Origin of the sequence: Solibacillus sp. CAU 1738, from assembly GCF_039888725.1 — a bacterium.
GTDB lineage: Bacteria > Bacillota > Bacilli > Bacillales_A > Planococcaceae > Metasolibacillus.
Genome location: NZ_JBDQQN010000011.1, coordinates 19,991 through 40,658, shown reverse-complemented (window position 1 = coordinate 40,658; position 20,668 = coordinate 19,991). Strand labels below are relative to the sequence as shown.

At 38.1% G+C, this 20,668-nt stretch carries 22 protein-coding genes and 2 tRNA genes; 20 read left to right on the top strand and 4 right to left on the bottom strand.

The annotated features are described in order from the left end of the window. Nucleotides 1–65 precede the first annotated feature (65 nt). From AAFN87_RS19285 to mfd, 12 genes are all read left to right on the top strand, one after another. Nucleotides 66–251 carry a small, acid-soluble spore protein, alpha/beta type gene (locus tag AAFN87_RS19285; protein ID WP_347792690.1) on the top strand — a complete coding sequence of 62 codons (186 nt, stop codon included), beginning with the start codon at nucleotides 66–68 and terminating at the stop codon, nucleotides 249–251. 388 nt (nucleotides 252–639) lie between these two features. Further along, on the top strand, nucleotides 640–1,506 hold the full coding sequence (gene ispE, locus AAFN87_RS19280; protein ID WP_347792689.1) for a 4-(cytidine 5'-diphospho)-2-C-methyl-D-erythritol kinase: 867 nt from the start codon (nucleotides 640–642) through the stop codon (nucleotides 1,504–1,506). 327 nt (nucleotides 1,507–1,833) lie between these two features. Then, on the top strand, nucleotides 1,834–2,661 hold the full coding sequence (gene purR, locus AAFN87_RS19275) for a pur operon repressor (RefSeq protein WP_347792709.1): 828 nt from the start codon (nucleotides 1,834–1,836) through the stop codon (nucleotides 2,659–2,661). Next, nucleotides 2,662–3,036, top strand: a complete 375-nt coding sequence (locus tag AAFN87_RS19270) for a RidA family protein (protein WP_347792688.1) — start codon at nucleotides 2,662–2,664, stop codon at nucleotides 3,034–3,036. A 183-nt stretch (nucleotides 3,037–3,219) separates the two neighbouring features. Next, the gene (gene spoVG, locus AAFN87_RS19265; RefSeq protein ID WP_347792687.1) at nucleotides 3,220–3,510 is read left to right on the top strand and encodes a septation regulator SpoVG; all 291 of its coding nucleotides are present in this window, start codon (nucleotides 3,220–3,222) and stop codon (nucleotides 3,508–3,510) included. Nucleotides 3,511–3,731: 221 nt separating this feature from the next. Next, on the top strand, nucleotides 3,732–5,102 hold the full coding sequence (glmU, locus tag AAFN87_RS19260; RefSeq protein ID WP_347792686.1) for a bifunctional UDP-N-acetylglucosamine diphosphorylase/glucosamine-1-phosphate N-acetyltransferase GlmU: 1,371 nt from the start codon (nucleotides 3,732–3,734) through the stop codon (nucleotides 5,100–5,102). A gap of 24 nt (nucleotides 5,103–5,126) precedes the next feature. Further along, nucleotides 5,127–6,086 (top strand): ribose-phosphate diphosphokinase, encoded by a 960-nt coding sequence (locus AAFN87_RS19255; RefSeq protein ID WP_347792685.1) that lies wholly within the window; start codon nucleotides 5,127–5,129, stop codon nucleotides 6,084–6,086. A gap of 122 nt (nucleotides 6,087–6,208) precedes the next feature. Next, nucleotides 6,209–6,796, top strand: a complete 588-nt coding sequence (locus tag AAFN87_RS19250; RefSeq protein ID WP_347792684.1) for a 50S ribosomal protein L25/general stress protein Ctc — start codon at nucleotides 6,209–6,211, stop codon at nucleotides 6,794–6,796. Nucleotides 6,797–7,033: 237 nt separating this feature from the next. Further along, nucleotides 7,034–8,251 carry an MFS transporter gene (locus AAFN87_RS19245; protein ID WP_347792683.1) on the top strand — a complete coding sequence of 406 codons (1,218 nt, stop codon included), beginning with the start codon at nucleotides 7,034–7,036 and terminating at the stop codon, nucleotides 8,249–8,251. A 103-nt stretch (nucleotides 8,252–8,354) separates the two neighbouring features. Beyond that, a complete protein-coding gene (pth, locus tag AAFN87_RS19240; protein ID WP_347792682.1) occupies nucleotides 8,355–8,918 on the top strand; it encodes an aminoacyl-tRNA hydrolase in 564 nt (187 codons plus the stop codon). Between the two features lie 57 nt (nucleotides 8,919–8,975). Continuing rightward, the gene (locus AAFN87_RS19235) at nucleotides 8,976–9,203 is read left to right on the top strand and encodes an anti-sigma-F factor Fin (protein ID WP_347792681.1); all 228 of its coding nucleotides are present in this window, start codon (nucleotides 8,976–8,978) and stop codon (nucleotides 9,201–9,203) included. Nucleotides 9,204–9,347: 144 nt separating this feature from the next. Continuing rightward, nucleotides 9,348–12,854, top strand: a complete 3,507-nt coding sequence (mfd, locus tag AAFN87_RS19230) for a transcription-repair coupling factor (protein WP_347792680.1) — start codon at nucleotides 9,348–9,350, stop codon at nucleotides 12,852–12,854. A gap of 47 nt (nucleotides 12,855–12,901) precedes the next feature. Here the strand turns inward: mfd and AAFN87_RS19225 are convergent, their stop codons facing one another. Further along, nucleotides 12,902–13,222: a hypothetical protein gene (locus AAFN87_RS19225; RefSeq protein WP_347792679.1), complete on the bottom strand. Its 321-nt coding sequence runs from the start codon at nucleotides 13,220–13,222 to the stop codon at nucleotides 12,902–12,904. Between the two features lie 258 nt (nucleotides 13,223–13,480). Here AAFN87_RS19225 and spoVT point away from each other — a divergent pair, with 258 nt between their 5' ends. The 8 genes from spoVT (at nucleotide 13,481) to AAFN87_RS19185 (ending at nucleotide 19,555) form a co-directional block, all read left to right on the top strand. Next, complete coding sequence (gene spoVT, locus AAFN87_RS19220) at nucleotides 13,481–14,017, top strand: stage V sporulation protein T (RefSeq protein ID WP_347792678.1); 537 nt, start codon at nucleotides 13,481–13,483, stop codon at nucleotides 14,015–14,017. A gap of 120 nt (nucleotides 14,018–14,137) precedes the next feature. Then, nucleotides 14,138–15,727, top strand: coding sequence for a putative polysaccharide biosynthesis protein (locus tag AAFN87_RS19215; protein WP_347792677.1), 1,590 nt, complete (start codon nucleotides 14,138–14,140; stop codon nucleotides 15,725–15,727). Nucleotides 15,728–15,735: 8 nt separating this feature from the next. Beyond that, entirely contained in the window at nucleotides 15,736–17,199 is a 1,464-nt protein-coding gene (yabN, locus tag AAFN87_RS19210) for a bifunctional methyltransferase/pyrophosphohydrolase YabN (RefSeq protein ID WP_347792676.1), read from the top strand. A gap of 1 nt (nucleotide 17,200) precedes the next feature. Then, nucleotides 17,201–17,491, top strand: a complete 291-nt coding sequence (locus AAFN87_RS19205) for an RNA-binding S4 domain-containing protein (protein ID WP_347792675.1) — start codon at nucleotides 17,201–17,203, stop codon at nucleotides 17,489–17,491. Between the two features lie 199 nt (nucleotides 17,492–17,690). Then, entirely contained in the window at nucleotides 17,691–17,987 is a 297-nt protein-coding gene (yabP, locus tag AAFN87_RS19200; RefSeq protein WP_347792674.1) for a sporulation protein YabP, read from the top strand. After that, entirely contained in the window at nucleotides 17,984–18,445 is a 462-nt protein-coding gene (gene yabQ / locus AAFN87_RS19195) for a spore cortex biosynthesis protein YabQ (RefSeq protein WP_347792673.1), read from the top strand. The genes yabP and yabQ overlap by 4 nt, the downstream gene beginning before the upstream one ends. Nucleotides 18,446–18,493: 48 nt before the next feature. Then, on the top strand, nucleotides 18,494–18,916 hold the full coding sequence (locus AAFN87_RS19190) for an FtsB family cell division protein (protein ID WP_347792672.1): 423 nt from the start codon (nucleotides 18,494–18,496) through the stop codon (nucleotides 18,914–18,916). A gap of 213 nt (nucleotides 18,917–19,129) precedes the next feature. Continuing rightward, on the top strand, nucleotides 19,130–19,555 hold the full coding sequence (locus AAFN87_RS19185) for a S1 domain-containing RNA-binding protein (RefSeq protein WP_347792671.1): 426 nt from the start codon (nucleotides 19,130–19,132) through the stop codon (nucleotides 19,553–19,555). A gap of 221 nt (nucleotides 19,556–19,776) precedes the next feature. On the opposite strand, the gene AAFN87_RS19180 is transcribed toward AAFN87_RS19185, so the two are convergent. From AAFN87_RS19180 to AAFN87_RS19170, 3 genes are all read right to left on the bottom strand, one after another. Next, on the bottom strand, nucleotides 19,777–19,977 hold the full coding sequence (locus AAFN87_RS19180; RefSeq protein ID WP_347792670.1) for a sodium:potassium antiporter: 201 nt from the start codon (nucleotides 19,975–19,977) through the stop codon (nucleotides 19,777–19,779). A 332-nt stretch (nucleotides 19,978–20,309) separates the two neighbouring features. Further along, nucleotides 20,310–20,381, bottom strand: a tRNA-Glu gene (locus tag AAFN87_RS19175). Between the two features lie 2 nt (nucleotides 20,382–20,383). Next, nucleotides 20,384–20,460 (bottom strand) — tRNA-Met (locus tag AAFN87_RS19170). Between the last annotated feature and the right edge of the window lie 208 nt (nucleotides 20,461–20,668).

Sequence of the window (20,668 nt, the reverse complement as noted above, 5' to 3'; positions counted from 1 at the left end):
AATACACTTTAATATTTTGTGCAAACTAATGCCGTCAACCAACTTTCCAAAAGGAGGTTATCTGCATGGCGAAAAAAGGAGTCATGTCGAGTCGTCTGAAAGAAGAGATTGCCAAGGAACTCGGATTTTATGATGTAGTCGAACGTGAGGGCTGGGGTGGTATTAAAGCCCGTGATGCAGGAAATATGGTTAAATATGCCGTTGCAATGGCGAAGGAAAGTTTAGCCGAACAAGCAAACCGACAAAAGTAAATGGTTGACGTCGTGATAAAATCCGTGCAACGGGTTTTATCACATTTTCTTTACTGAATTAATTTTATATATAGTTATTTTGATAATAAATACGAGTGTACAATAAACGGAGGGTGCCAGAGTGCATCTGTCAGATACGCCTTTCGCCCGCGGCAAAGTGTCCGCTGGGAACATATTAACTTGAAATAAATAATTTTTTTTAGTTGAAGTACTGTTGCCTAAGCGCGGAAAACGCTAAAATTATCGAACAGTCATTTGTACGAAAGAAATATAATAGTAGTTTGCAACAAAATGTTCAAATAGTTTGAGCGTATTGCACAAACATCTATATGGTAAAATAAATGACAATTGATATTGAGCGCTATGTGCGTGTAGGGGGGATTTCAGTATGCTTTATGTAAAAGCACCTGCAAAAATAAATTTAACACTTGATGTATTGTTTAAACGTCCAGATAATTACCATGAAGTAGAAATGATTATGACGACTGTTGATTTAGCGGACCGCATTGGTTTAGAGCCACGTGCAGATGGGCTCATAAAAATTATTTCAACAGATAGATTTGTGCCGGATGATGAGCGCAACTTTGCCTACCAAGCAGCGCAACTGCTAAAAGATACATATGGTATTGAGGAAGGCGTATCGATTACAATCGATAAGGAAATTCCAATCGCAGCAGGGCTAGCAGGTGGTAGTAGTGATGCAGCGGCAACTTTGCGAGGCTTAAATGAGCTATGGAAATTAAATTTAACGTTAGACGAACTAGCTGAGTACGGATCGAAAATAGGCTCAGACGTATCGTTTTGCGTATACGGTGGAACAGCAAGAGCAACAGGTCGAGGAGAGAAAATAGAGAAATTACCGGCACCACCAAATTGCTGGGTAGTGCTAGCGAAGCCAAAAATCGGTGTATCGACTGCAGATGTGTACGGCGGCTTACAATTAGATAATATTAAGCATCCGAATACCGAGCAGATGGTACAAGCTATTCGTAATGGAGATTATGAATTACTTTGTGCATCTCTTGGCAATGTTTTAGAAACGGTAACATTTAAATTACATCCGGAAGTTATTACGATAAAAGAGCAAATGCAACGGTTCGGAGCAGATGCTGTGTTAATGAGTGGTAGCGGTCCAACTGTTTTTGGTCTAGTTGATAGTGAAATACGTGCAACGCGAATTTATAACGGGTTACGTGGTTTTTGCGAGGAGGTTTATACCGTACGTCTTTTAGGCGAAAGGAATCCGCTTGCTTAAATGCGTACGATTGTGTTAATTTACGTATAAAATATTCGTGTTTAAGTTTAACTAAGTTTATTGAATGTCCATCAATGCTATTGATAGTGAGAAGAATACAGCTGTATCATTTGATTCATTTAGTAGTTAAGCACTTTTGAATCGAGTTAAAGCTACAGCTAATCTCGAAGGCTCTTAGTTATGTAAGTTAATTGAAAATCAAGAAGCAAAGCTTATCTGTTCTGAAAGTTTGGGGGCAGGTAAAATTATGCCGAGGCGTCATTGATAGTTGGCAGTTATGCCATTAATATAAGTGAATTACTAAATTGATTAGGAGAGGGTCATATGATGAAATGGAAGCGTAGTGAACGACTTGTTGACATGACACACTACTTACTTGAACACCCACACCAGCTGATCCCGCTAACTTATTTTTCGGATCTATATCAATCTGCAAAGTCCTCTATTAGTGAAGATTTAACGATTGTAAAAGAAACTTTTGAAGAAAAAGGAATAGGGTTGTTGATGACAGTACCGGGCGCGGCAGGCGGGGTAAAATATATCCCTAAAATGTCGGAGCAGGAAGTAAAGTGTATTATACAAGAATTAATAATTGAGCTTGGGCAATCCGATCGCTTACTACCAGGTGGCTATTTATTTATGACCGATTTACTCGGTAATCCTGAGTTTATGAATCGTGTCGGAAAAGTATTTGCTTCAGCGTTTTCAGGGCAGCAAATAGATGTCATTATGACAGTAGCAACGAAAGGTATTTCGATTGCGCATGCGATAGCGCGTCATTTAAACGTGCCTGTTGTTGTTGTGCGCAGAGACAGTAAAGTGACAGAAGGCTCTACAGTAAGTATTAATTATGTATCTGGTTCTTCTCGTCGTATTCAGACGATGGTTTTATCAAAGCGCAGTATGAAAAGTGGGCAACGTGTGCTTATTACTGATGATTTTATGAAAGTAGGCGGTACGATGAATGGCATGAAAAACTTGCTTGAAGAGTTTGATTGCGAGCTAGCAGGTATTGCCGTCTTAGTTGAAGCAGAGCATGCAGATGAAACATTAGTAGATGATTACTATTCGTTAGTAAAGCTTCATGAAGTAAACGAGAAGGATCGGACAATTGCACTTAGTGAAGGCAACTATTTTCAAAAGGGGAGAATGTAAATGAAATCAATTTCAACAACGAAAGCACCAGCAGCAATCGGACCATATGCACAGGGGATTATTGTGAACAACATGTTTTATTCATCAGGGCAAATTCCGTTAACAGCAGAAGGACAATTAGTAGAAGGCGATATCGAAGCGCAGACAAACCAAGTATTTGAAAATTTAAAAGCAGTTCTTGCAGCGGCGGGCTCATCGCTTGACCAAGTTGTGAAAACTACAGTATTTATGAAAGATATGAATGATTTTGCTGCGATGAATGACATTTATGCGTCGCATTTCGGGGCACATAAACCAGCACGTTCGGCAGTAGAGGTAGCGAGATTACCGAAAGATGTAAAAGTAGAAATCGAAGTTATTGCATTAGTGAAATAATAAATGTTTAATAGACAGTTTCGTAAGTTCAACTTACAAAACTGTCTATTTTTATTTTTACATAAATAGTAAAAATATTTAAATTATTTATAATTTTTGGTAGTATAAAGAAGGAATACATTTCCTTTTGTAGAATACTAAGTTTAGTTGGAAGCAGACATCTTAGATGAGAGGAGTGAAAGAATGGAAGTAACAGATGTAAGATTACGTCGTGTGCAAACTGAAGGACGAATGCGTGCTATCGCATCCATCACATTAGATGATGAGTTCGTTGTGCATGATATTCGGGTTATTGATGGTAATACAGGTTTATTTGTCGCAATGCCAAGTAAACGTACACCAGATGGAGAGTTTCGCGATATTGCACATCCAATTAATTCAGGCACACGTAATAAAATACAAGATAGCGTGTTAGCGGCTTATCATGATTCTAGTGATGAGGATGTACTAGAATTGGAAGAAGTAAATGTTTAATAATTTTTTAGAAAATGCCCAAAATGTATGGTTATCATACTTTTCGGGCATTTTCTTTTTTACATATGTGAAAATAAATATTGATAAAATGTGTGTGAATAGGAAAGTAAGTATGTATTTAGTCGTTCTTGTCATTGTTTTGTCGAGTCGGAATGCCTTGAAAATCATTAGATTTTACTATATAGTCATAAGAGAAAATGAGCCAAATTGGAGGACTTAGGATGACTAACATTTTTGCGATTGTTTTGGCAGCAGGTCAAGGAACGCGCATGAAGTCCAAATTATATAAAGTGCTCCATCCTGTTTGTGGGAAGCCTATGGTTGAACATGTTGTGGATCACATTGAAACACTCAATGTTGAGCGCATTGTTACTGTAGTAGGGCACGGAGCTGACAAAGTGAAGGAACAGCTAGGTGATAAAAGCGAGTATGTATTACAAGCAGAACAGCTTGGAACAGCACACGCCGTTCAACAAGCTGAAGAGATTTTAGGTGCACTAGAAGGAACAACGCTTGTTGTTTGTGGAGATACACCATTAATCCGACCTGAAACGATGAAAGCTTTATTTGATTTTCATACTGCACAAAAAGCGAAAGCTACTATTTTGACAGCGGTTGCAGAAAATCCGACCGGTTATGGACGTATTATCCGTAATGAAGGCGGACAAGTAGCGCAAATTGTTGAACAAAAAGATGCAACATTTGAGCAGCAGCTAGTTAAAGAAATTAATACAGGCACATATTGCTTCGACAACAAAGCATTATTTGAAACTTTAAAGCTTGTAGGCAATGACAATGCACAAGGTGAATATTATTTACCAGATGTAATTGAAATTTTACAAAAACAAGGCGAAATCGTTTCCGCATATGTAACAAATGATTTTGATGAAACATTAGGTGTAAATGACCGCTTTGCTTTATCACAAGCAGAGGAATTAATGCGTGCACGAATTAATGAGCGTCATATGCGTAACGGTGTAACAATCATTAATCCCGCAACAACACACATTAGTACCGATGCCATTATCGGTAGTGATACGGTTTTATTACCAGGCGTTATTATTGAGGGTAAAACGATTATTGGTGAAGACTGTACAATCGGCCCAAATAGCCATATTGTGGATAGTAAAATTGGCAACGGAACAACAGTTCACAGCTCAGTTGTATTGAATAGTACGGTTGGAGATGTGACAGCGATTGGTCCATTTGCTCACTTACGCCCAGAATCAACACTAGGTAACCACGTTAAGATTGGTAATTTTGTGGAAGTTAAAAAGAGTACTTTAGGTGATGACTCAAAAGTATCGCATTTAAGTTATATCGGGGACGCAGAAGTTGGCAGTAACGTCAATATCGGTTGTGGCTCAATTACTGTGAATTACGATGGAAAAAATAAACATAAAACAACAATTGAAGATGATGTGTTTGTAGGATGTAATACGAACTTAGTTGCCCCTATAACAGTTCGTAAAGGTGCTTTTATTGCTGCCGGCTCTACAATCACAAAAGAAGTACCAGAAGAAGCACTTGCAATTGCCCGTGCAAGACAAGAAAATAAGCTAGGGTATGTTAATAAACTAAATTCAAAATAATCTATTGAAAAACAGGAGGCCATCATGCCGTATCATTATGCTGACTCAAAATTAAAAATCTTCTCACTAAATTCAAATAATCAACTTGCACAAGAAATTGCAGACGAAATGGGTATTGAGCTTGGTAAATCATCTGTAAAACACTTCAGTGATGGAGAAGTACAAATTAGTATTGAAGAAAGTATTCGTGGTTGTGACGTATTTATCGTTCAGTCAACTTCTGCACCAGTAAATGAACATTTAATGGAATTATTAATTATGGTTGATGCTGTAAAGCGTGCTTCTGCTCGTACAGTCAACGTTGTAATGCCATACTACGGCTATGCTCGTCAAGACCGTAAAGCAAAAGCTCGTGAGCCAATTACTGCGAAGTTAGTAGCGAATTTACTAGAAACTGCTGGTGCAACTCGTGTTATCGTATTAGATTTACACGCACCGCAAATCCAAGGTTTCTTCGATATTTTAATTGATCATTTAGTGGCGGTGCCATTACTTGCTGATTACTTCAGTACTAAAGGTTTCAATCCGGAAGAAGTGGTAATTGTTTCACCAGACCACGGTGGCGTAACACGTGCACGTAAAATGGCAGAGCGTCTAAAAGCGCCGATTGCAATTATCGACAAACGTCGTCCAAAACCAAACGTAGCAGAAGTTATGAATATTGTTGGTAATGTTGAAGGAAAAGTATGTATTTTAATCGATGATATTATTGATACAGCTGGTACAATTACAATCGGTGCAAATGCGTTACTTGAATGCGGTGCAAAAGAAGTATATGCTTGCTGCTCACACCCAGTTTTATCGGGTCCTGCAATTGAGCGTATTGAAAATTCAGCAATTAAAGAGTTAGTTGTAACGAATACAATCCAACTTCCTGAAGAGAAAAGATCACCAAAAATTACAGAGCTTTCTGTTGCTAAATTAATGGCAGATGCAATTTCTCGCGTTTACGAAAACAAATCAGTAAGTACATTATTTGATTAATATATAAATGTTTAAAACACCATTTGGGAATCTTTTTCCCAAATGGTGTTTTTTATGTTTAACAATTATTTATTTAGGGTATACAGGTAAGGTATCATTTTTTAGGAAGGGGACTATGAATCATGAGTACGGCATTACAGGCAAAAAAACGTGAAACTGCACATCGTTCAACACTAACCCAACTTAGAAAGGATGGCCAATTAGCGGCAGTCATATATGGCTATCAAACAGAAACAACGCCTATCTTCCTTAATTATAAGGCAACGGCAAAAGCAGTTCAGCGAAATGGATATTCGGGTGTCTTTAACCTGGAAGTAGAAGGTAAAAAGATAAACGTAATTCTAGCAGACATTCAACGATGTTCTTTAAAGGGAGAATTAAAGCATGTTGATTTCCTTGCGATTAATATGTCTGAGGAACTGGAAGTGGAAGTACCAATTGCTCTCGTAGGAGATGCTATTGGAGTACGTGAGGGTGGCATTTTAACACAGTCAAACCACACATTAAAAATTAAAGTTAAGCCATCTGATATACCAGATTCGATTGAAGTGGATGTATCAAAGGTTGCAATTGGTGATACTTTGTCACTTGGTGACGTGCGTAATCAACTCTCATTTGAAGTTCTTAATGACGATGACCATACGCTTGTGGCAATTACTGCCCCAACAGTACATGTTAAAGAAATTAATTCAGAAGAAGTTGGAAAGTAGTAGCTGATAAAGAGTTCGGATAAATAATATGTATAATTGAAAATGCAAGCCCTAAAGGTTTATTAAAACTTTTAGGGCTTTTTTATGCATAAAAATTTATTTCGATTTTCTAAATAAATTCGATATAATCAAAACGAAGAGTAAAAATATGTATTTACAGACAACGATGTAGTGAAGTACTAAATTTTGTTAATTAGAACGTGCAATTTATTTTTAGTAAGAAAAGGTTGGTTATTTATGAAAACTTATAATGAAAAAATGAGTATTTACCACGGCATGGCTTCAACGCTTGCTGCAAATACTTCAAGTAGTTACGTACCGCTATTTGCAATGACTATTTTAGGCGCAACCAATTATCAAGTAGGTTTGATAAGTTCCATTCCGCCCCTTATTACTTTGCTGATGACGATTCCAGCAGCATTATTACTTAATAAAGCCGCGGAGCAAAAAAAGCTTGTGGCATTTTCTGTCCTGCTTGCGCGTCTGGTCTTTTTATTTATTATTTTTGTTGTATTAATTCCTGGGTCTGCGGCTTCGTGGATTTTCCTTGCGCTTATAGCATTTATGAGTATTCCGAACACAATGGCTACTATGGGTTGGCAGGCGCTAATTGGTAATATTATCGAAGATCATCGTCGCGCGCAGTTTTTTAGTGACCGTAATAGAATGCTAACAACTGTTGGACTTATTTCAACACTGACGATTGGTATTGTAATGCGTGATGCAACAGCGAATGCGGCAGCGTATCAATTTTTATTTGTTTGCGCATTTGGCTTCGGGCTTTTAGAAGTGTACTTTTTGATGCGTCATGAAGAAGGTCTACGTGTTCTAGAAGACGAGAAAAAGAGCGCAATGAATTGGATCATTTTTAAAGATGTCGGTTATGTTCGATTTTTACTTGTCGCCCTATGTTTTAATTTCGGTTGGCAAATGGCTTGGGGATTATTTAATATTTACAACGTCCGTTATGCAGAAGCGACAATTTTTTGGGTCAGCATGTTTAATGTTGGTAGTATGGTGGCACAAATTTTCTCATTCCCAATATGGAGAAAATGGTCTGAGAAATATGGCAATATGCGTGTTTTCGTTTGGGTTGCATTTGGGATGTCTACGGCGCCATTTTTAACGGCCATTTCAACGAATTATTATTACTTAACATTCATGTACATGTTATCAGGTGTATTTGTATCAGGTACGGTGCTAATATTATTTAATTTACTGCTCGAAAATTCACCAAAAGAAAGCCGTACATACTGTATAACAACGTATAATGTACTGCTGGCGATTATTGCCTTTATTGCGCCACAAATCGGTATTTGGGTTTTAGATACGTTTAATATGGATGTAGCGATGAATGTTAGTTCGATTGTTCGATTTAGCGCAGCAGTTGGATTTTTTTACGTCTATATGAAACGCAAAAAAGCAGAATTGTCGAACAATATTATTGTCAAATGACTTTTCATACAGCAGTGCTCGTTCTATGTTAAAATAGGCTACAAATAGGTAGAGTGAAACTGATATAAGCATATTTTATTTGATGTAAAAAGGATGAGGTTTGATGAAATTAATTATCGGTTTAGGTAATCCAGGTAAACTGTATGAGCATACTCGTCATAATATTGGCTTTGATGTCATTGATGCATTAGCCGACAAATGGGGAGCTCCACTGAATCAAATGAAATTTAACGGCATGTATGCAAGTATTCATCGCCCTGAAGGTAAAGTGATGTTAGTAAAGCCGTTAACATACATGAATTTATCAGGTGAATGTGTACGCCCATTAATGGACTATTTTGATATTGATGTAGAAGATATTATCGTTATTTATGATGATTTAGATTTGGAGACAGGAAAATTACGCCTACGTCAAAAAGGAAGTGCTGGCGGTCATAACGGCATTAAATCATTAATCCAGCATTTAGGGACACAAGAATTCAATCGTATCCGTGTCGGTGTAAGTCGTCCGCCAGCAGGTATGAAAGTAGCGGACTATGTGCTGTCGAAATTTTCTAAGGATGACCAGCCAGTTGTCGAGGATGCGATAAAAAAATCATGCGATGCGGTAGAAGCGGCGTTGTCTAAAAAGTTTTTAGATGTGATGAATACATACAACGGTGCATAAATAATTAGTACACGGTCTATACTTTGAATACATTGATATTTAAAGGAGGACCTACTCGTGCCTGTTCGTTACCGTTGTAGACATTGTGAAACAGAGATTGGTACATTACCATTTGATGCAGATGAAACGATTCGTAAGCTTCATCAATTTGAGATTGGAGAAGTAGATGATTACGTGGAAAAGGATGCACAAGGGCATACGACGGTGCACTGTATATGTGAGCATTGTGAAGACTCGCTACGCCAATTTCCAGATTATTATGCACTGAAAAAATGGTTACAATAGAAGAAGTTTAATGTTAAGAAATTACCAATAAAAATTTGCGTCTGTGGACTAAGTATATCGACGCAAAAAGGAGTTGTCTCAATGATATTTCAGACATCTCCTTTTTCCTATTTTTTATAGATAGTACGGAAAGGGGGTTTACTCATGGATGTTTTCCATCACTTATTCTCGCAAGATAAACATATAAATGCGTTCTTACAGCAAATTGGCAGTGGTGAGACTGATGATCAGCTTGTAACTGGCTTAACGGGTAGCGCGAGGCCAGTATTTTTACAGACGATATATAAAGAAACGGAAAAGCCAATATACATCTTGTCGCCGAATTTATTACAGGCGCAAAAGCTAGTAGATGATTTAATATCGCTTGTAGGAGAAGATGCTGTACATTATTATCCTGCCGATGAATTTATTGCTGCCGACATGTCTGTTGCTTCACCAGAGTTGCGAGCACAGCGCATTGCGACGCTAGACCGTTTAGCGAGTGGCAAGAGAGGCATATATGTCATCCCAATCGCTGGTATGCGTAAAATGCTAACACCAATTGAGCAATGGAAATCGAATTTTTTACAGGCGAAGGTCGGAGAGGATATTACGATTGAAAAGTGGTTAACACAGCTAGTCGTGATGGGCTATTCTCGTAGTCAAATGGTGACAACACCAGGTGAGTTTGCAATGCGCGGAGGAATTATAGACATTTATCCGCCCTACGCAGAGTCACCTATTCGTATTGAATTATTTGATACGGAAGTGGATTCGATTCGTACATTTTCAGCGGATGACCAACGTTCGATTGATAAGTTAAATGATGTTTGCATTTTACCAGCAACAGAAATTTTACTTAGCAAGGAAGCACGCGTGCGTCTAGCGGAGCGACTTGAAACTGCGCTTGCAAAAAGCTTGAAAAAGGTAAAAAAGCAAGAAATTCAAGAGTTGCTTTATCAAAATATCAACTATGACATTGCGTTGTTAAAAGAGGGGAATTTACCTGACTCTGTAACGAAATACGGCTCTTTGTTGTTTGAAAAAGAAACTTTTTTAGGAGATTATTTTGCGCGAGACGGCGTAGTCTTTTTTGACGAGCTAGGACGTATTCAAGAAGTAATGGATGCTTGGGAACGCGAGGAAACAGAATGGTTTTTATCGTTAATTGAAGAAGGACAAATGCTACATGAAGTAAAGCCTTCGTTTAAATTTAAAGAAGTCTTGGCGATGATTCGCCAGAATAAAATTTACTTTGCGTTGTTTTCTCGAACATTTGCTAATATTCGTTTTTCGAAAACAACAAACTTCTCATGTAAACCGATGCAGCAGTTCCACGGGCAAATTGCTTTACTGCAGTCAGAGCTAGAGCGCTGGGGGCATGAAAAGTTTACGGTGCTGTTTACCGCTGATGGCCAGGAGCGTCTAGTAGCGATACAGCGTATGTTAGAAGATTACAATATTCATGCACAATTAGGACTAGCAGACGTACCGGGTATTTATTTAATTGATGCTCAGCTGTCCAGTGGGTTTGAATTGCCGCTGCAAAAAATTGCGGTTGTAACTGATGATGAGCTGTTCAAGCAACAGATGAAGAAAAAATCACGCTCGCAAAAAATGACGAATGCCGAGCGTATAAAAAGCTACACGGAAATTAAGCCGGGTGATTATGTTGTACACGTGCACCACGGTATCGGGAAATACATCGGTATTGAAACGCTTGAAGTGGGCGGTACACATAAAGATTATTTGCACATTCGCTACCGGGCAGATGATAAATTGTATGTGCCGGTTGATCAAATTGACCTCATTCAAAAATATGTTGCTTCTGAAGAAAAAGAGCCAAAGTTACATAAGCTTGGTGGTACAGAATGGAAAAAAGCGAAAGCAAAAGTATCTTCTGCGGTACAAGATATTGCAGATGATTTAATTAAGCTTTACGCCAAACGAGAAGCGGAAAAAGGGTTTGCATTCACACCAGATTCAGATGAAATGCGTATTTTTGAAGAATCGTTTCCTTATGAAGAAACAGAAGATCAACTGCGTACAATTATTGAAGTGAAGCGAGATATGGAGCGAGAACGACCTATGGACCGCCTCGTGTGCGGTGATGTAGGCTACGGTAAAACAGAAGTGGCAATTCGCGCGGCATTTAAAGCGATTCAAGATGGAAAGCAAGTGGCATTTTTAGTACCCACTACGATTTTGGCGCAGCAGCACTTTGAAACGATCCAAGAAAGGTTCTCGGAGCACGCAATAAATGTTGGATTACTAAGTCGTTTCCGTACAAAAAAACAACAGACGGAAACGCTAAAAGGATTGCGTACCGGAACAATTGATATCGTCATTGGAACGCACCGTATATTATCGAAGGATGTTGTGTACCACGATTTAGGGCTACTTATTGTCGATGAGGAGCAGCGTTTTGGCGTAACGCATAAAGAAAAAATAAAGCAGCTAAAAACAAATGTTGACGTATTAACACTAACGGCGACGCCGATTCCTCGTACATTGCATATGTCTATGGTAGGTGTGCGTGACTTATCTGTTATTGAAACACCACCACAAAATCGATTCCCTGTGCAAACATATGTAATGGAGCATAGCGGCGCATTAGTACGCGAGGCAATTGAGCGAGAAATGGCACGAGGTGGACAAACGTTTTATTTATATAATCGCGTCGAAGATATGGCAAGGCGTGTCGAAGAAATTCAAATGCTTGTACCAGATGCACGCGTTGGTTATGCTCATGGCAAAATGACTGAATCACAACTAGAATCAGTTATTATTGCATTTTTAGAAGGCGATTATGATGTGCTTGTAACGACAACAATTATTGAAACAGGCGTCGATATTCCGAATGTGAATACGCTCATAGTACATGATGCAGATCGTATGGGCTTATCACAGCTGTACCAATTACGTGGTCGTGTCGGGCGTTCAAACCGTGTGGCATATGCATACTTTATGTACCAACGTGATAAAATATTAACTGATGTTGCAGAGCAGCGCCTCCAAGCTATTAAAGAATTTACAGAGCTTGGTTCTGGCTTTAAAATTGCGATGCGCGATTTATCGATTCGAGGTGCCGGCAATTTACTTGGGGCACAGCAGCACGGCTTTATTGATTCGGTCGGCTTCGATTTATACTCTCAAATGTTAGAAGAAGCGATTGAAGAACGTCGTACAGGTGTGAAAGCAGAAGAGAAGCCAGAAGTTGAAATCTTACTGCATACAGATGCATATATTCCAGATGCGTATATTCCAGATGGTTATCAAAAAATTCAAATGTACAAGCGCATTAAATCGATGGAGCAGGAGCAAGATTATTTAGAAATCATCGATGAATTACAGGACCGTTTTGGTGATTTACCAGTCGAAACGGAGCGCTTAATGCGTATTGCACGTATGAAAGTTTGGGCATTTGCAGCAGGTGTCGTTGCGATAAAAGAGAAGCAAAGTATTATTACTATCCAGTTCTCGGAACAAGGCACAGCGCATGTAGATGGCGCAAAAATTGTGTCAGAATCTATGAAGTTTGAACGCGCAGTCGGCTTTAGTATGGACGGTTCGAAATTAGCAGTTACAATTGATATGAAACGTTGTAGTAAACAATTGCCATTCGATGTATTGGAAGAAATGATGAAAATTATTGCCGAGGCAAAAAAATAAGCAAAATAAAAAGCTGATGTCATTTGTAGACATCAGCTTTTTATTTTTTATATAGGTTCTTGGAAGTGAATTTTATTTGTAACACTAAAATGTACCCCATTCTTATAGTTTAAACGTTGCATCAATTCTTCTCGGTCACGGTGTTCGTTGCGTTGTGCTAAAAAGACCTTTTCCTTCGTTGATGAAGTTGTTAGCATATCACGTTGTCCGTTTGCTTTTTCTAAGTAGCGTGTAAAAATACCTTTTTCTACTTCGGTAATGACTTGCGCTCGTTGTAAAGAAATTTCATACGGAACTAAATGTGTTCCGGCATAAAATTGACTTTGCTTATATGCGTCTGGCGTGTGTGAAATCGCATTTACTCTCACAAGTAGCACCTCCAACATTTTAATCGGTAATTTTATTTCCCTAATGTGAAATTTATAGAGATGACTAGTTAAATGTTTTTGTGGAAACATAATAATGATAGATGATTTAATATATTCTAAATGAAGCGGAAAAATGACTATTTATTTTAAAATTGTTATACAAATTATTATTTTATCTATACTGATTGCATACATTTTGCCGTTTAACACCATACTATAGGAAAGTAGTTTTACTTCTTTGAAAGTGAGGCATTTATTATGAAAGCTACAGGAATTGTAAGACGTATTGATGATTTAGGGCGTGTTGTAATCCCGAAAGAAATTCGCCGTACTATGCGAATTCGCGAAGGCGATCCGCTTGAAATTTACACAGACCGTGAAGGCGAGGTTATTCTAAAAAAGTATTCGCCTATTAATGATTTAGGTGAGTTTGCACAAGAATATGTAGAATCACTATATGAGACATTTGGTACGCCAGCATTATTAAGTGACCGCGATGAAGTAATTGCTGTGGCAGGTGTATCGAAAAAAGAGTATGTTAATCGAAGACTATCGGTTTTTGCAGAAGACTGTATGAAATCCCGCAATGTAACGGTTGAAAAAATGGAGTCAGTGCTTGAAATTGTGCCAGGGCAATACGAGCAAGTAAAATCGTATTGTGTAGTACCGATATTAAGTAATGGTGATGTCATTGGTGCGATTTATTTATTTTCGAAAGCACATTTTATTGGTGAAGTGGAACAAAAATCAGCTGAAATGGGCGCAACATTTTTAGCAAAACAAATGCAACATTAGTATATGCTAGAAAACATAATATTACTTTCAAGGGATTCGTATAATAGCGAATCCCTTTCATTATGCAATACGTTTTAGTGATATACTGATGACATTGCATAGGTTAGGAAGGGTTATTATATGTCTGCTGAAAGTTATGGTATGAAAAAATATATGAAAGGCGCGTTACTACTTACTGTTGCGGCGCTTATTGTAAAAGTACTGAGCGCAGTTTACCGTGTACCCTTTCAAAATTTAGTTGGCGATGAAGGATTTTACGTATACCAGCAAGTGTATCCGTTTATTTCTTTTTTTGTCGTTTGGACGTCAGGTGGATTTGCCGTAGCCATTTCAAAGGTGTTGGCAGATACGGACGACAAGGACGTGAAACGAGCGATTTCTCGCGTTATTTTTTCGTTTTTAACGATATTATCGCTGCTCTTTTTTAGTTTGTTGTTTTTTGGCGCAAATACATTAGCTGGGTGGATGGGAGATATGCAACTTGCACCACTACTTCAAACGGGTGCTTTTGTGACACTCTGTATGCCGACGCTTGCACTGTTAAAAGGCGTCTTTCAATCAAAGGGCCAGATGGAGTATGTTGCGTATGCGCAAGTATTTGAACAACTAATTCGTGTGATGATTATTTTAGTGGGTACAGTAATTGTTATGGTGACATCTAAATCTGTGTATGCTGCCGGAAATATGGCGGTGCTCGGAACGGTCGTTGGGGAAATAGCAGGCGTAATCCTTTTGTTATTTTTCATGCGCACCATTAAGTGCAAGAGTCGTACTGTGCCAACAATAAAAAAGTGGGTAATTATTAAAGATATTACCCTGTTTAGTATAAGTGTTAGTTTAAGTAGTTTAATGTTGCTAGGGTTCCAGCTAGTCGATTCATTTACTGTATACACAATGCTTGTCGAAAATGGGGTGTCAGCAGCAGATGCGATGGTGGAAAAAGGGATATACGATCGTGGCCAACCGCTCGTACAGCTAGGGATTGTTATCGCATCGTCTTTAGCCCTTGCTATAGTGCCACTTATTGCTCAAAAAGCAAAAACAAGTGGCCGAGGTGCTATCCCATTTATTCAGCTAACATATCGTACAGCTCTATTATTCGGTGTAGCGGCGGCACTCGGATTAATTGTTGTCATGCCGTATGTCAATGAAATGTTGTTTACCTCTCAAGATTTATCGGGTGTATTAATGTTATATGTTGTACAAATAGTGCCGTTATCTATTATTTTAACTTTTACAGCCATTTTACAAGGCTATAGTAAACTAAAAGTACCAGCGCTAATAATTATTACTGGATTTTTATTGAAATGTTTCGGTAATATTATGCTAATTCCACAATTCGGTGTAACTGGTGTAGCTGTAGCTAGTAATACGGGTTTGTTCGTTAGTGCTATTTTACTTATGCTATATGTAAAACGCACCGCAAAACTTGTGTTAGCGCCTTTTGTTTTTTATAAACATGTCGCATTAGCAAGTATCGCAATGGTACTCGCTGTAGGTGTCAGTGCTGTGCTATTAGACGTTGTTCTAAGTGGCATTAGCGGTCGGACATATGCAGCTATTATGAGTGGTGTATTAATTATGGTCGGTGCTTCGACATTTATTACTATTATAGCGAAAAAGCGTGTATTGAAAGAAAAAGAGTGGTTTTTAATTCCATTTGGGCGCAGAATGGCACTGTACCAATTATGGTTGAATAAAAGAAAGTAGGAAAAGAAATGAACGAATTAACAGTTATCGGTCTAGGTGCAGCAGATTTCGATCAGCTGCAAATGGGGGTTTACAAAAAACTAAAAGCGGCAACAAAGCTTTACGTACGAACGGTCGACCATCCAGTGCTAGCGGATTTAGCAACAGAAGGCGTGATATTTCAAAGCTTTGATAAGGTGTATGAAAAGCACGATGCGTTTCAACCAGTATATGAGGAAATTGCTAGCTTACTAATCGAAGCAGTGAAATCGGAGCCTATTATGTATGCGGTGCCAGGTCATCCGCTTGTTGCTGAGCAAACAGTGCAGCATTTAATTGCCGCATCTCTCAAAGGAGAAATTAATTTAAAAATCGAAGGCGGACAAAGCTTCCTTGATCCCATTTTTGGTGCATTAAAAATTGATCCAATCGAAGGATTTCAGTTACTAGATGGGACAAGTATGTCGATGCACGATATTAATATGCGCCAACATATTTTAATTGCGCAAGTGTACGATACATTTAGCGCTTCGGAAGTGAAATTAACGCTCATGGAAAAATATCGTGATGATTATCCAGTAACAATTGTCACAGCAGCTGGTTCATCTCAGGAAAAACTTGTCACGGTTCCACTATATGAGCTTGACCACGCCGCAGAATTGAATAATTTAACGACTGTTTATGTACCACCTGTTGAATCGGATGAGGATGCACTGCGTGACTGGACAACTTTCCGTCGTATTATTGCAACGCTTCGTGGTCCAAACGGTTGCCCGTGGGATCAAAAGCAAACGCATGAATCGTTAAAAAAATATTTGCTAGAAGAAGCACATGAATTTTTAGCGGCAGTCGATGCAGAAGATGATTTTGCGATGATTGAAGAGTTAGGCGATGTACTACTACAAGTTTTCCTCCATGCGCAAATTGGAGAAGATAATGGCTATTTCAATTTAGAAGAAGTGCTTGCATCCATTAACGAAAAAATGATTCGCCGCCATCCGCATGTATTCGGGAATGTATTAGTAGAAGATGCAGATGCGGTTGTTGCTAACTGGGAAGCCATTAAACGTGAGGAAAAAGGGGAAGTGGAAGGTACATTATTAAGTACCGAATACCGTCCAGAGTCAGCGCTTCAAACATCTTTTAACTACCAGAAAAAGGCGGCAACTGTTGGCTTTGATTGGCCAAATGCTGAAGATGCGTGGGATAAATTTACTGAAGAATGGCAAGAGTTCCGTGAAGAAATTACAAATGGCTCAGACGCATCAAGGGTTGATGAATTTGGGGATGTATTGTTTACGCTTGTGAATATTGCTCGCTTCTATAAAATTTCTCCGGAAGAGGCAATGCTGCATGCTAATGCAAAGTTTGCGCGTCGTTTCAGCTATGTGGAGCAGCAAGTGAAAGCAAGCGGTAAAGCGTTCAATGATTTCTCATTAGAGGAACTAGATGCCTTCTGGGATGAAGCGAAAAAATTAGAAAAGGGTGAATAATATGCGATTAGATAAATTTTTAAAAGTATCACGTTTCATTAAGCGTCGTACTTTAGCAAAAGAAGTAGCAGTACAAGGCCGTATTACTATTAACGGAAAAATAGCGAAAGCAAGTAGCACTGTAAAAGTGGGTGATGAATTAGCAATTCGCTTTGGGCAAAAAATTGTGACAGCGCGTGTGGAAGAATTACGAGAAAATGTCCGTAAAGAAGAGGCTACAAAGATGTTTACTATCGTAAAAGAAGAGCGACTTGAAAAAGTTGAGCCCGAATTTATTGACGACGAAGAGTAATCTTATAAATTTACCAAAGTATACACTATTTGGTTTTGATAATCTTGTCCAGGATGAGCTATTCTTTCGTGGGATTTCTAAAACATGTAGTGGATAAATAGGCGTAAATATATTTTTATTGCAAGCATGGCAAATTAGTTGTCATGCTTTTTTTATTTGCTGCATAAAGTGAACAGAGTGTAGGAGGAGGGAGATGGACATGACATTGCATCAAGAAAGTAACCGTTATACAATTCCGTCAGGCGATCATTTAGTGTCGATCCGTAATCGAAAAAGAATGGATATGACATCTGTAAAGGCAATTGAACGTTTTGATCAAGAAGAATTTTTTATTCAAACTTCACAAGGCTATTTGCTTATTCGAGGCGAGGATTTGCGCATTGTACATTTAGATGTGGACAAGGGGCTCCTAACACTTGAAGGCAATGTAAAGCTCATGCAGTATGATGAAGAAGATAGTTCTACAAAAGGCTTTATCCATAAATTGTTCGGATGACGATTTCAGCGCAATTAGTGAGCGCAGTCGTAATGTTCTTAAGCGGCATAGTTGTCGGCTGTGTTATTGATTGCGCTCGTACGATTATTAATACGTTACCGAAAAAGCTTTGGCTCCGAAAAATCACACCTATTTTTGAAATTATCGCTTGGCTATTCCTTGGAGTGTGTACATTTTATTTTTTGTATTTAATTAAAGGTGGACAATGGCGTGCGGTGGATCCGCTATTTCAACTAGCTGGAATTTTTGCATACGAAATGATTTTTGGACGATTTTTCCGTTTCGTAGGACGAGTATTAGTAATTATATTTATTAGGCCTTTTTTGTTTATCGGACATGTTGTCTTTCGTATCGTCCTGTTTCTTTTCCGTTTTTGTGTAAACATAATTAAACTACTATTTACACCAATTACAAAATTGTACACAACTTTTATCCGAAAGCGCTTTAAAAAACAATAAATTAAACGTATAATATTTGTACTATTCAATTATTGTGAGGTGAACGGAATGGCAAAGCGTCATAAGCAGGGAGAACGAAATACTAATACTGTACAAACGTTAGAAAATGACTATGTCCGTTCCAATGCGACTAAAGCAAATGGAAAACTATCAAAACAGCAAATAATTCGCCGTAGACGTAGAATGTTAGCTTTCTTTGCTGTGGCAAGTGTGGTCATCGTATTGTTATCAACAATGGTAATGAAACAGAACGAAAGACTAGCTGTCAAAGAACAAAAGAAAGAGACTGTTATAGCTGAACTCGAAAACGTAAAAGAAACACAAGAAATGCTCAACTTGCAAATTACGAAGCTAGAGGATGATGACTATATCGCCAAACTAGCGCGTAAGGAATACTTTATGTCGGAGGAAGGAGAAATTATCTTCACAATTCCGAAAGAAGAAAAAGCAAAAGATGAGCAAGAAGACTAACAAAGTAGGCAAATCCTTGATTAAAATGGATTGGCCTTTTTTTGCGGAAGTGTACAAAAAAGAGGCGCATATTCATGCATTTTAAAGGAGCGTGTTGTTGACACTGCTATGATGTTAGCTATAATAGAAGAGAAACTTATTCAAAAGAGTTTCATTATATTTGAGTACATGACTTTAAAAGTCGCTTAATTTTTAAGGAGGAGCATTTTTTTTATGTCAATTGAAGTAGGCAGCAAAGTACAAGGTAAAGTAACAGGAATCACAAATTTTGGAGCATTCGTTGAGCTGCCAGACGGCAAAACGGGTTTAGTACACATCAGTGAAGTGGCAGACAACTATGTTAAAGACATCAATGAACATCTTAAAGTTGGAGATGAAGTTGAAGTAAAAGTGATGAATGTTGAAGCGGATGGAAAGATCGGTCTTTCAATTCGTAAAGCAAAGCCTCAACCAGAGCGACCAGAGCGTCCGCAGCGTCCACGTCGCGACAATCGTTCAAATGAACGTAATGATCGTCAACCGAAAGAAAATTTCGAGCAAAAAATGGCACGTTTCTTAAAAGATAGCGACGAGCGTCTTACAACGTTAAAACGTGCAACTGAATCTAAACGAGGCGGCCGTGGAGCTAGAAGAGGTTAGTTTACTGGCTGTTTTCAGGCGTAGAAAAAGTGTAATATAGATTGTAAGGTGAAAAAGATGTGACTTCATTGTTGAGTCACATCTTTTTTTTGTGTAGACAGGAGAAAGAAAATACATCGTTTTTGAAAAAATCAAATAATATTAAAGAGTTTCTATGCAAAAATCTACTAAGGTAAACTACATAAGTAAAGGCTGCAAATCGATTTATTTTAAAGCGAGTTTTATTTATTTAAATCATTTTCATTATTATGTTTTACTAATATGCGTATTAACGTAATAAAACAAACAATTCCTCCGACTAATCCGACTAAAATCATTAAAATTTGCATAATAACAGGTAAATTTACGAGTAATACTCCCCCTATAATCAAGAGCATACTTGCTGTGCAAAGAATCATTAAATATGTAAAATTTTGAGTCACGATATTAATGCCTCCAATATGGTATTTACACCTATTATAAATCAAAGCAATACATTTTCCATCTTTCACAACATTTACTTATGAAAAATCACTTACATTTATTTAACTTTAATTGATAGGCAAGGAAGGGATTTAGGGGTTGTGAAGAAACAAACTGTCTCGTAAATATATGAACTCTTATAGTAGTTTGTTAAAAGAAGTGGAATTTAGATGGTGTGAAATATGGTTATTTTATACATATGTATGATGGATTTAATGCGGTGTAAGAGAAGGTTTATAAATTGCCAAAAAAAACCAGCACAGTCCGCTTTGGAACTGTGCTGGTTTTAGTATGACCCGTACGGGATTCGAACCCGTGTTACCGCCGTGAAAGGGCGGTGTCTTAACCACTTGACCAACGGGCCGTTGGTGGCTGCCGAGGGAGTCGAACCCACGACCTTTCGGGTATGAACCGAATGCTCTAGCCAGCTGAGCTAGGCAGCCAAATTTAACAACAAAACCTATAATACAAGCGAAAGAGTGCTATGTCAACAGCCTAAAAACAAAAAAATGATAAAAGTCACCCAAATTTACATATACACTTAAAAATAGCATAGCAGGAATGGAAAATTAAATCATAAATTACCAAATTTCATAACTTAATAGGAAATCAGATTAGAATTCGTCGAAACATTTTTTCTCCTCCACTATA

What these genes read in the sequence shown, in the direction of transcription:
- AAFN87_RS19285 (WP_347792690.1), top strand. Translation starts at nt 66, where the DNA reads ATGGCGAAAAAAGGAGTCATGTCGAGTCGTCTGAAAGAAGAGATTGCC.
- ispE (WP_347792689.1), top strand. Translation starts at nt 640, where the DNA reads ATGCTTTATGTAAAAGCACCTGCAAAAATAAATTTAACACTTGATGTA.
- purR (WP_347792709.1), top strand. Translation starts at nt 1,834, where the DNA reads ATGAAATGGAAGCGTAGTGAACGACTTGTTGACATGACACACTACTTA.
- AAFN87_RS19270 (WP_347792688.1), top strand. Translation starts at nt 2,662, where the DNA reads ATGAAATCAATTTCAACAACGAAAGCACCAGCAGCAATCGGACCATAT.
- spoVG (WP_347792687.1), top strand. Translation starts at nt 3,220, where the DNA reads ATGGAAGTAACAGATGTAAGATTACGTCGTGTGCAAACTGAAGGACGA.
- glmU (WP_347792686.1), top strand. Translation starts at nt 3,732, where the DNA reads ATGACTAACATTTTTGCGATTGTTTTGGCAGCAGGTCAAGGAACGCGC.
- AAFN87_RS19255 (WP_347792685.1), top strand. Translation starts at nt 5,127, where the DNA reads ATGCCGTATCATTATGCTGACTCAAAATTAAAAATCTTCTCACTAAAT.
- AAFN87_RS19250 (WP_347792684.1), top strand. Translation starts at nt 6,209, where the DNA reads ATGAGTACGGCATTACAGGCAAAAAAACGTGAAACTGCACATCGTTCA.
- AAFN87_RS19245 (WP_347792683.1), top strand. Translation starts at nt 7,034, where the DNA reads ATGAAAACTTATAATGAAAAAATGAGTATTTACCACGGCATGGCTTCA.
- pth (WP_347792682.1), top strand. Translation starts at nt 8,355, where the DNA reads ATGAAATTAATTATCGGTTTAGGTAATCCAGGTAAACTGTATGAGCAT.
- mfd (WP_347792680.1), top strand. Translation starts at nt 9,348, where the DNA reads ATGGATGTTTTCCATCACTTATTCTCGCAAGATAAACATATAAATGCG.
- spoVT (WP_347792678.1), top strand. Translation starts at nt 13,481, where the DNA reads ATGAAAGCTACAGGAATTGTAAGACGTATTGATGATTTAGGGCGTGTT.
- AAFN87_RS19215 (WP_347792677.1), top strand. Translation starts at nt 14,138, where the DNA reads ATGTCTGCTGAAAGTTATGGTATGAAAAAATATATGAAAGGCGCGTTA.
- yabN (WP_347792676.1), top strand. Translation starts at nt 15,736, where the DNA reads ATGAACGAATTAACAGTTATCGGTCTAGGTGCAGCAGATTTCGATCAG.
- AAFN87_RS19205 (WP_347792675.1), top strand. Translation starts at nt 17,201, where the DNA reads ATGCGATTAGATAAATTTTTAAAAGTATCACGTTTCATTAAGCGTCGT.
- yabP (WP_347792674.1), top strand. Translation starts at nt 17,691, where the DNA reads ATGACATTGCATCAAGAAAGTAACCGTTATACAATTCCGTCAGGCGAT.
- yabQ (WP_347792673.1), top strand. Translation starts at nt 17,984, where the DNA reads ATGACGATTTCAGCGCAATTAGTGAGCGCAGTCGTAATGTTCTTAAGC.
- AAFN87_RS19190 (WP_347792672.1), top strand. Translation starts at nt 18,494, where the DNA reads ATGGCAAAGCGTCATAAGCAGGGAGAACGAAATACTAATACTGTACAA.
- AAFN87_RS19185 (WP_347792671.1), top strand. Translation starts at nt 19,130, where the DNA reads ATGTCAATTGAAGTAGGCAGCAAAGTACAAGGTAAAGTAACAGGAATC.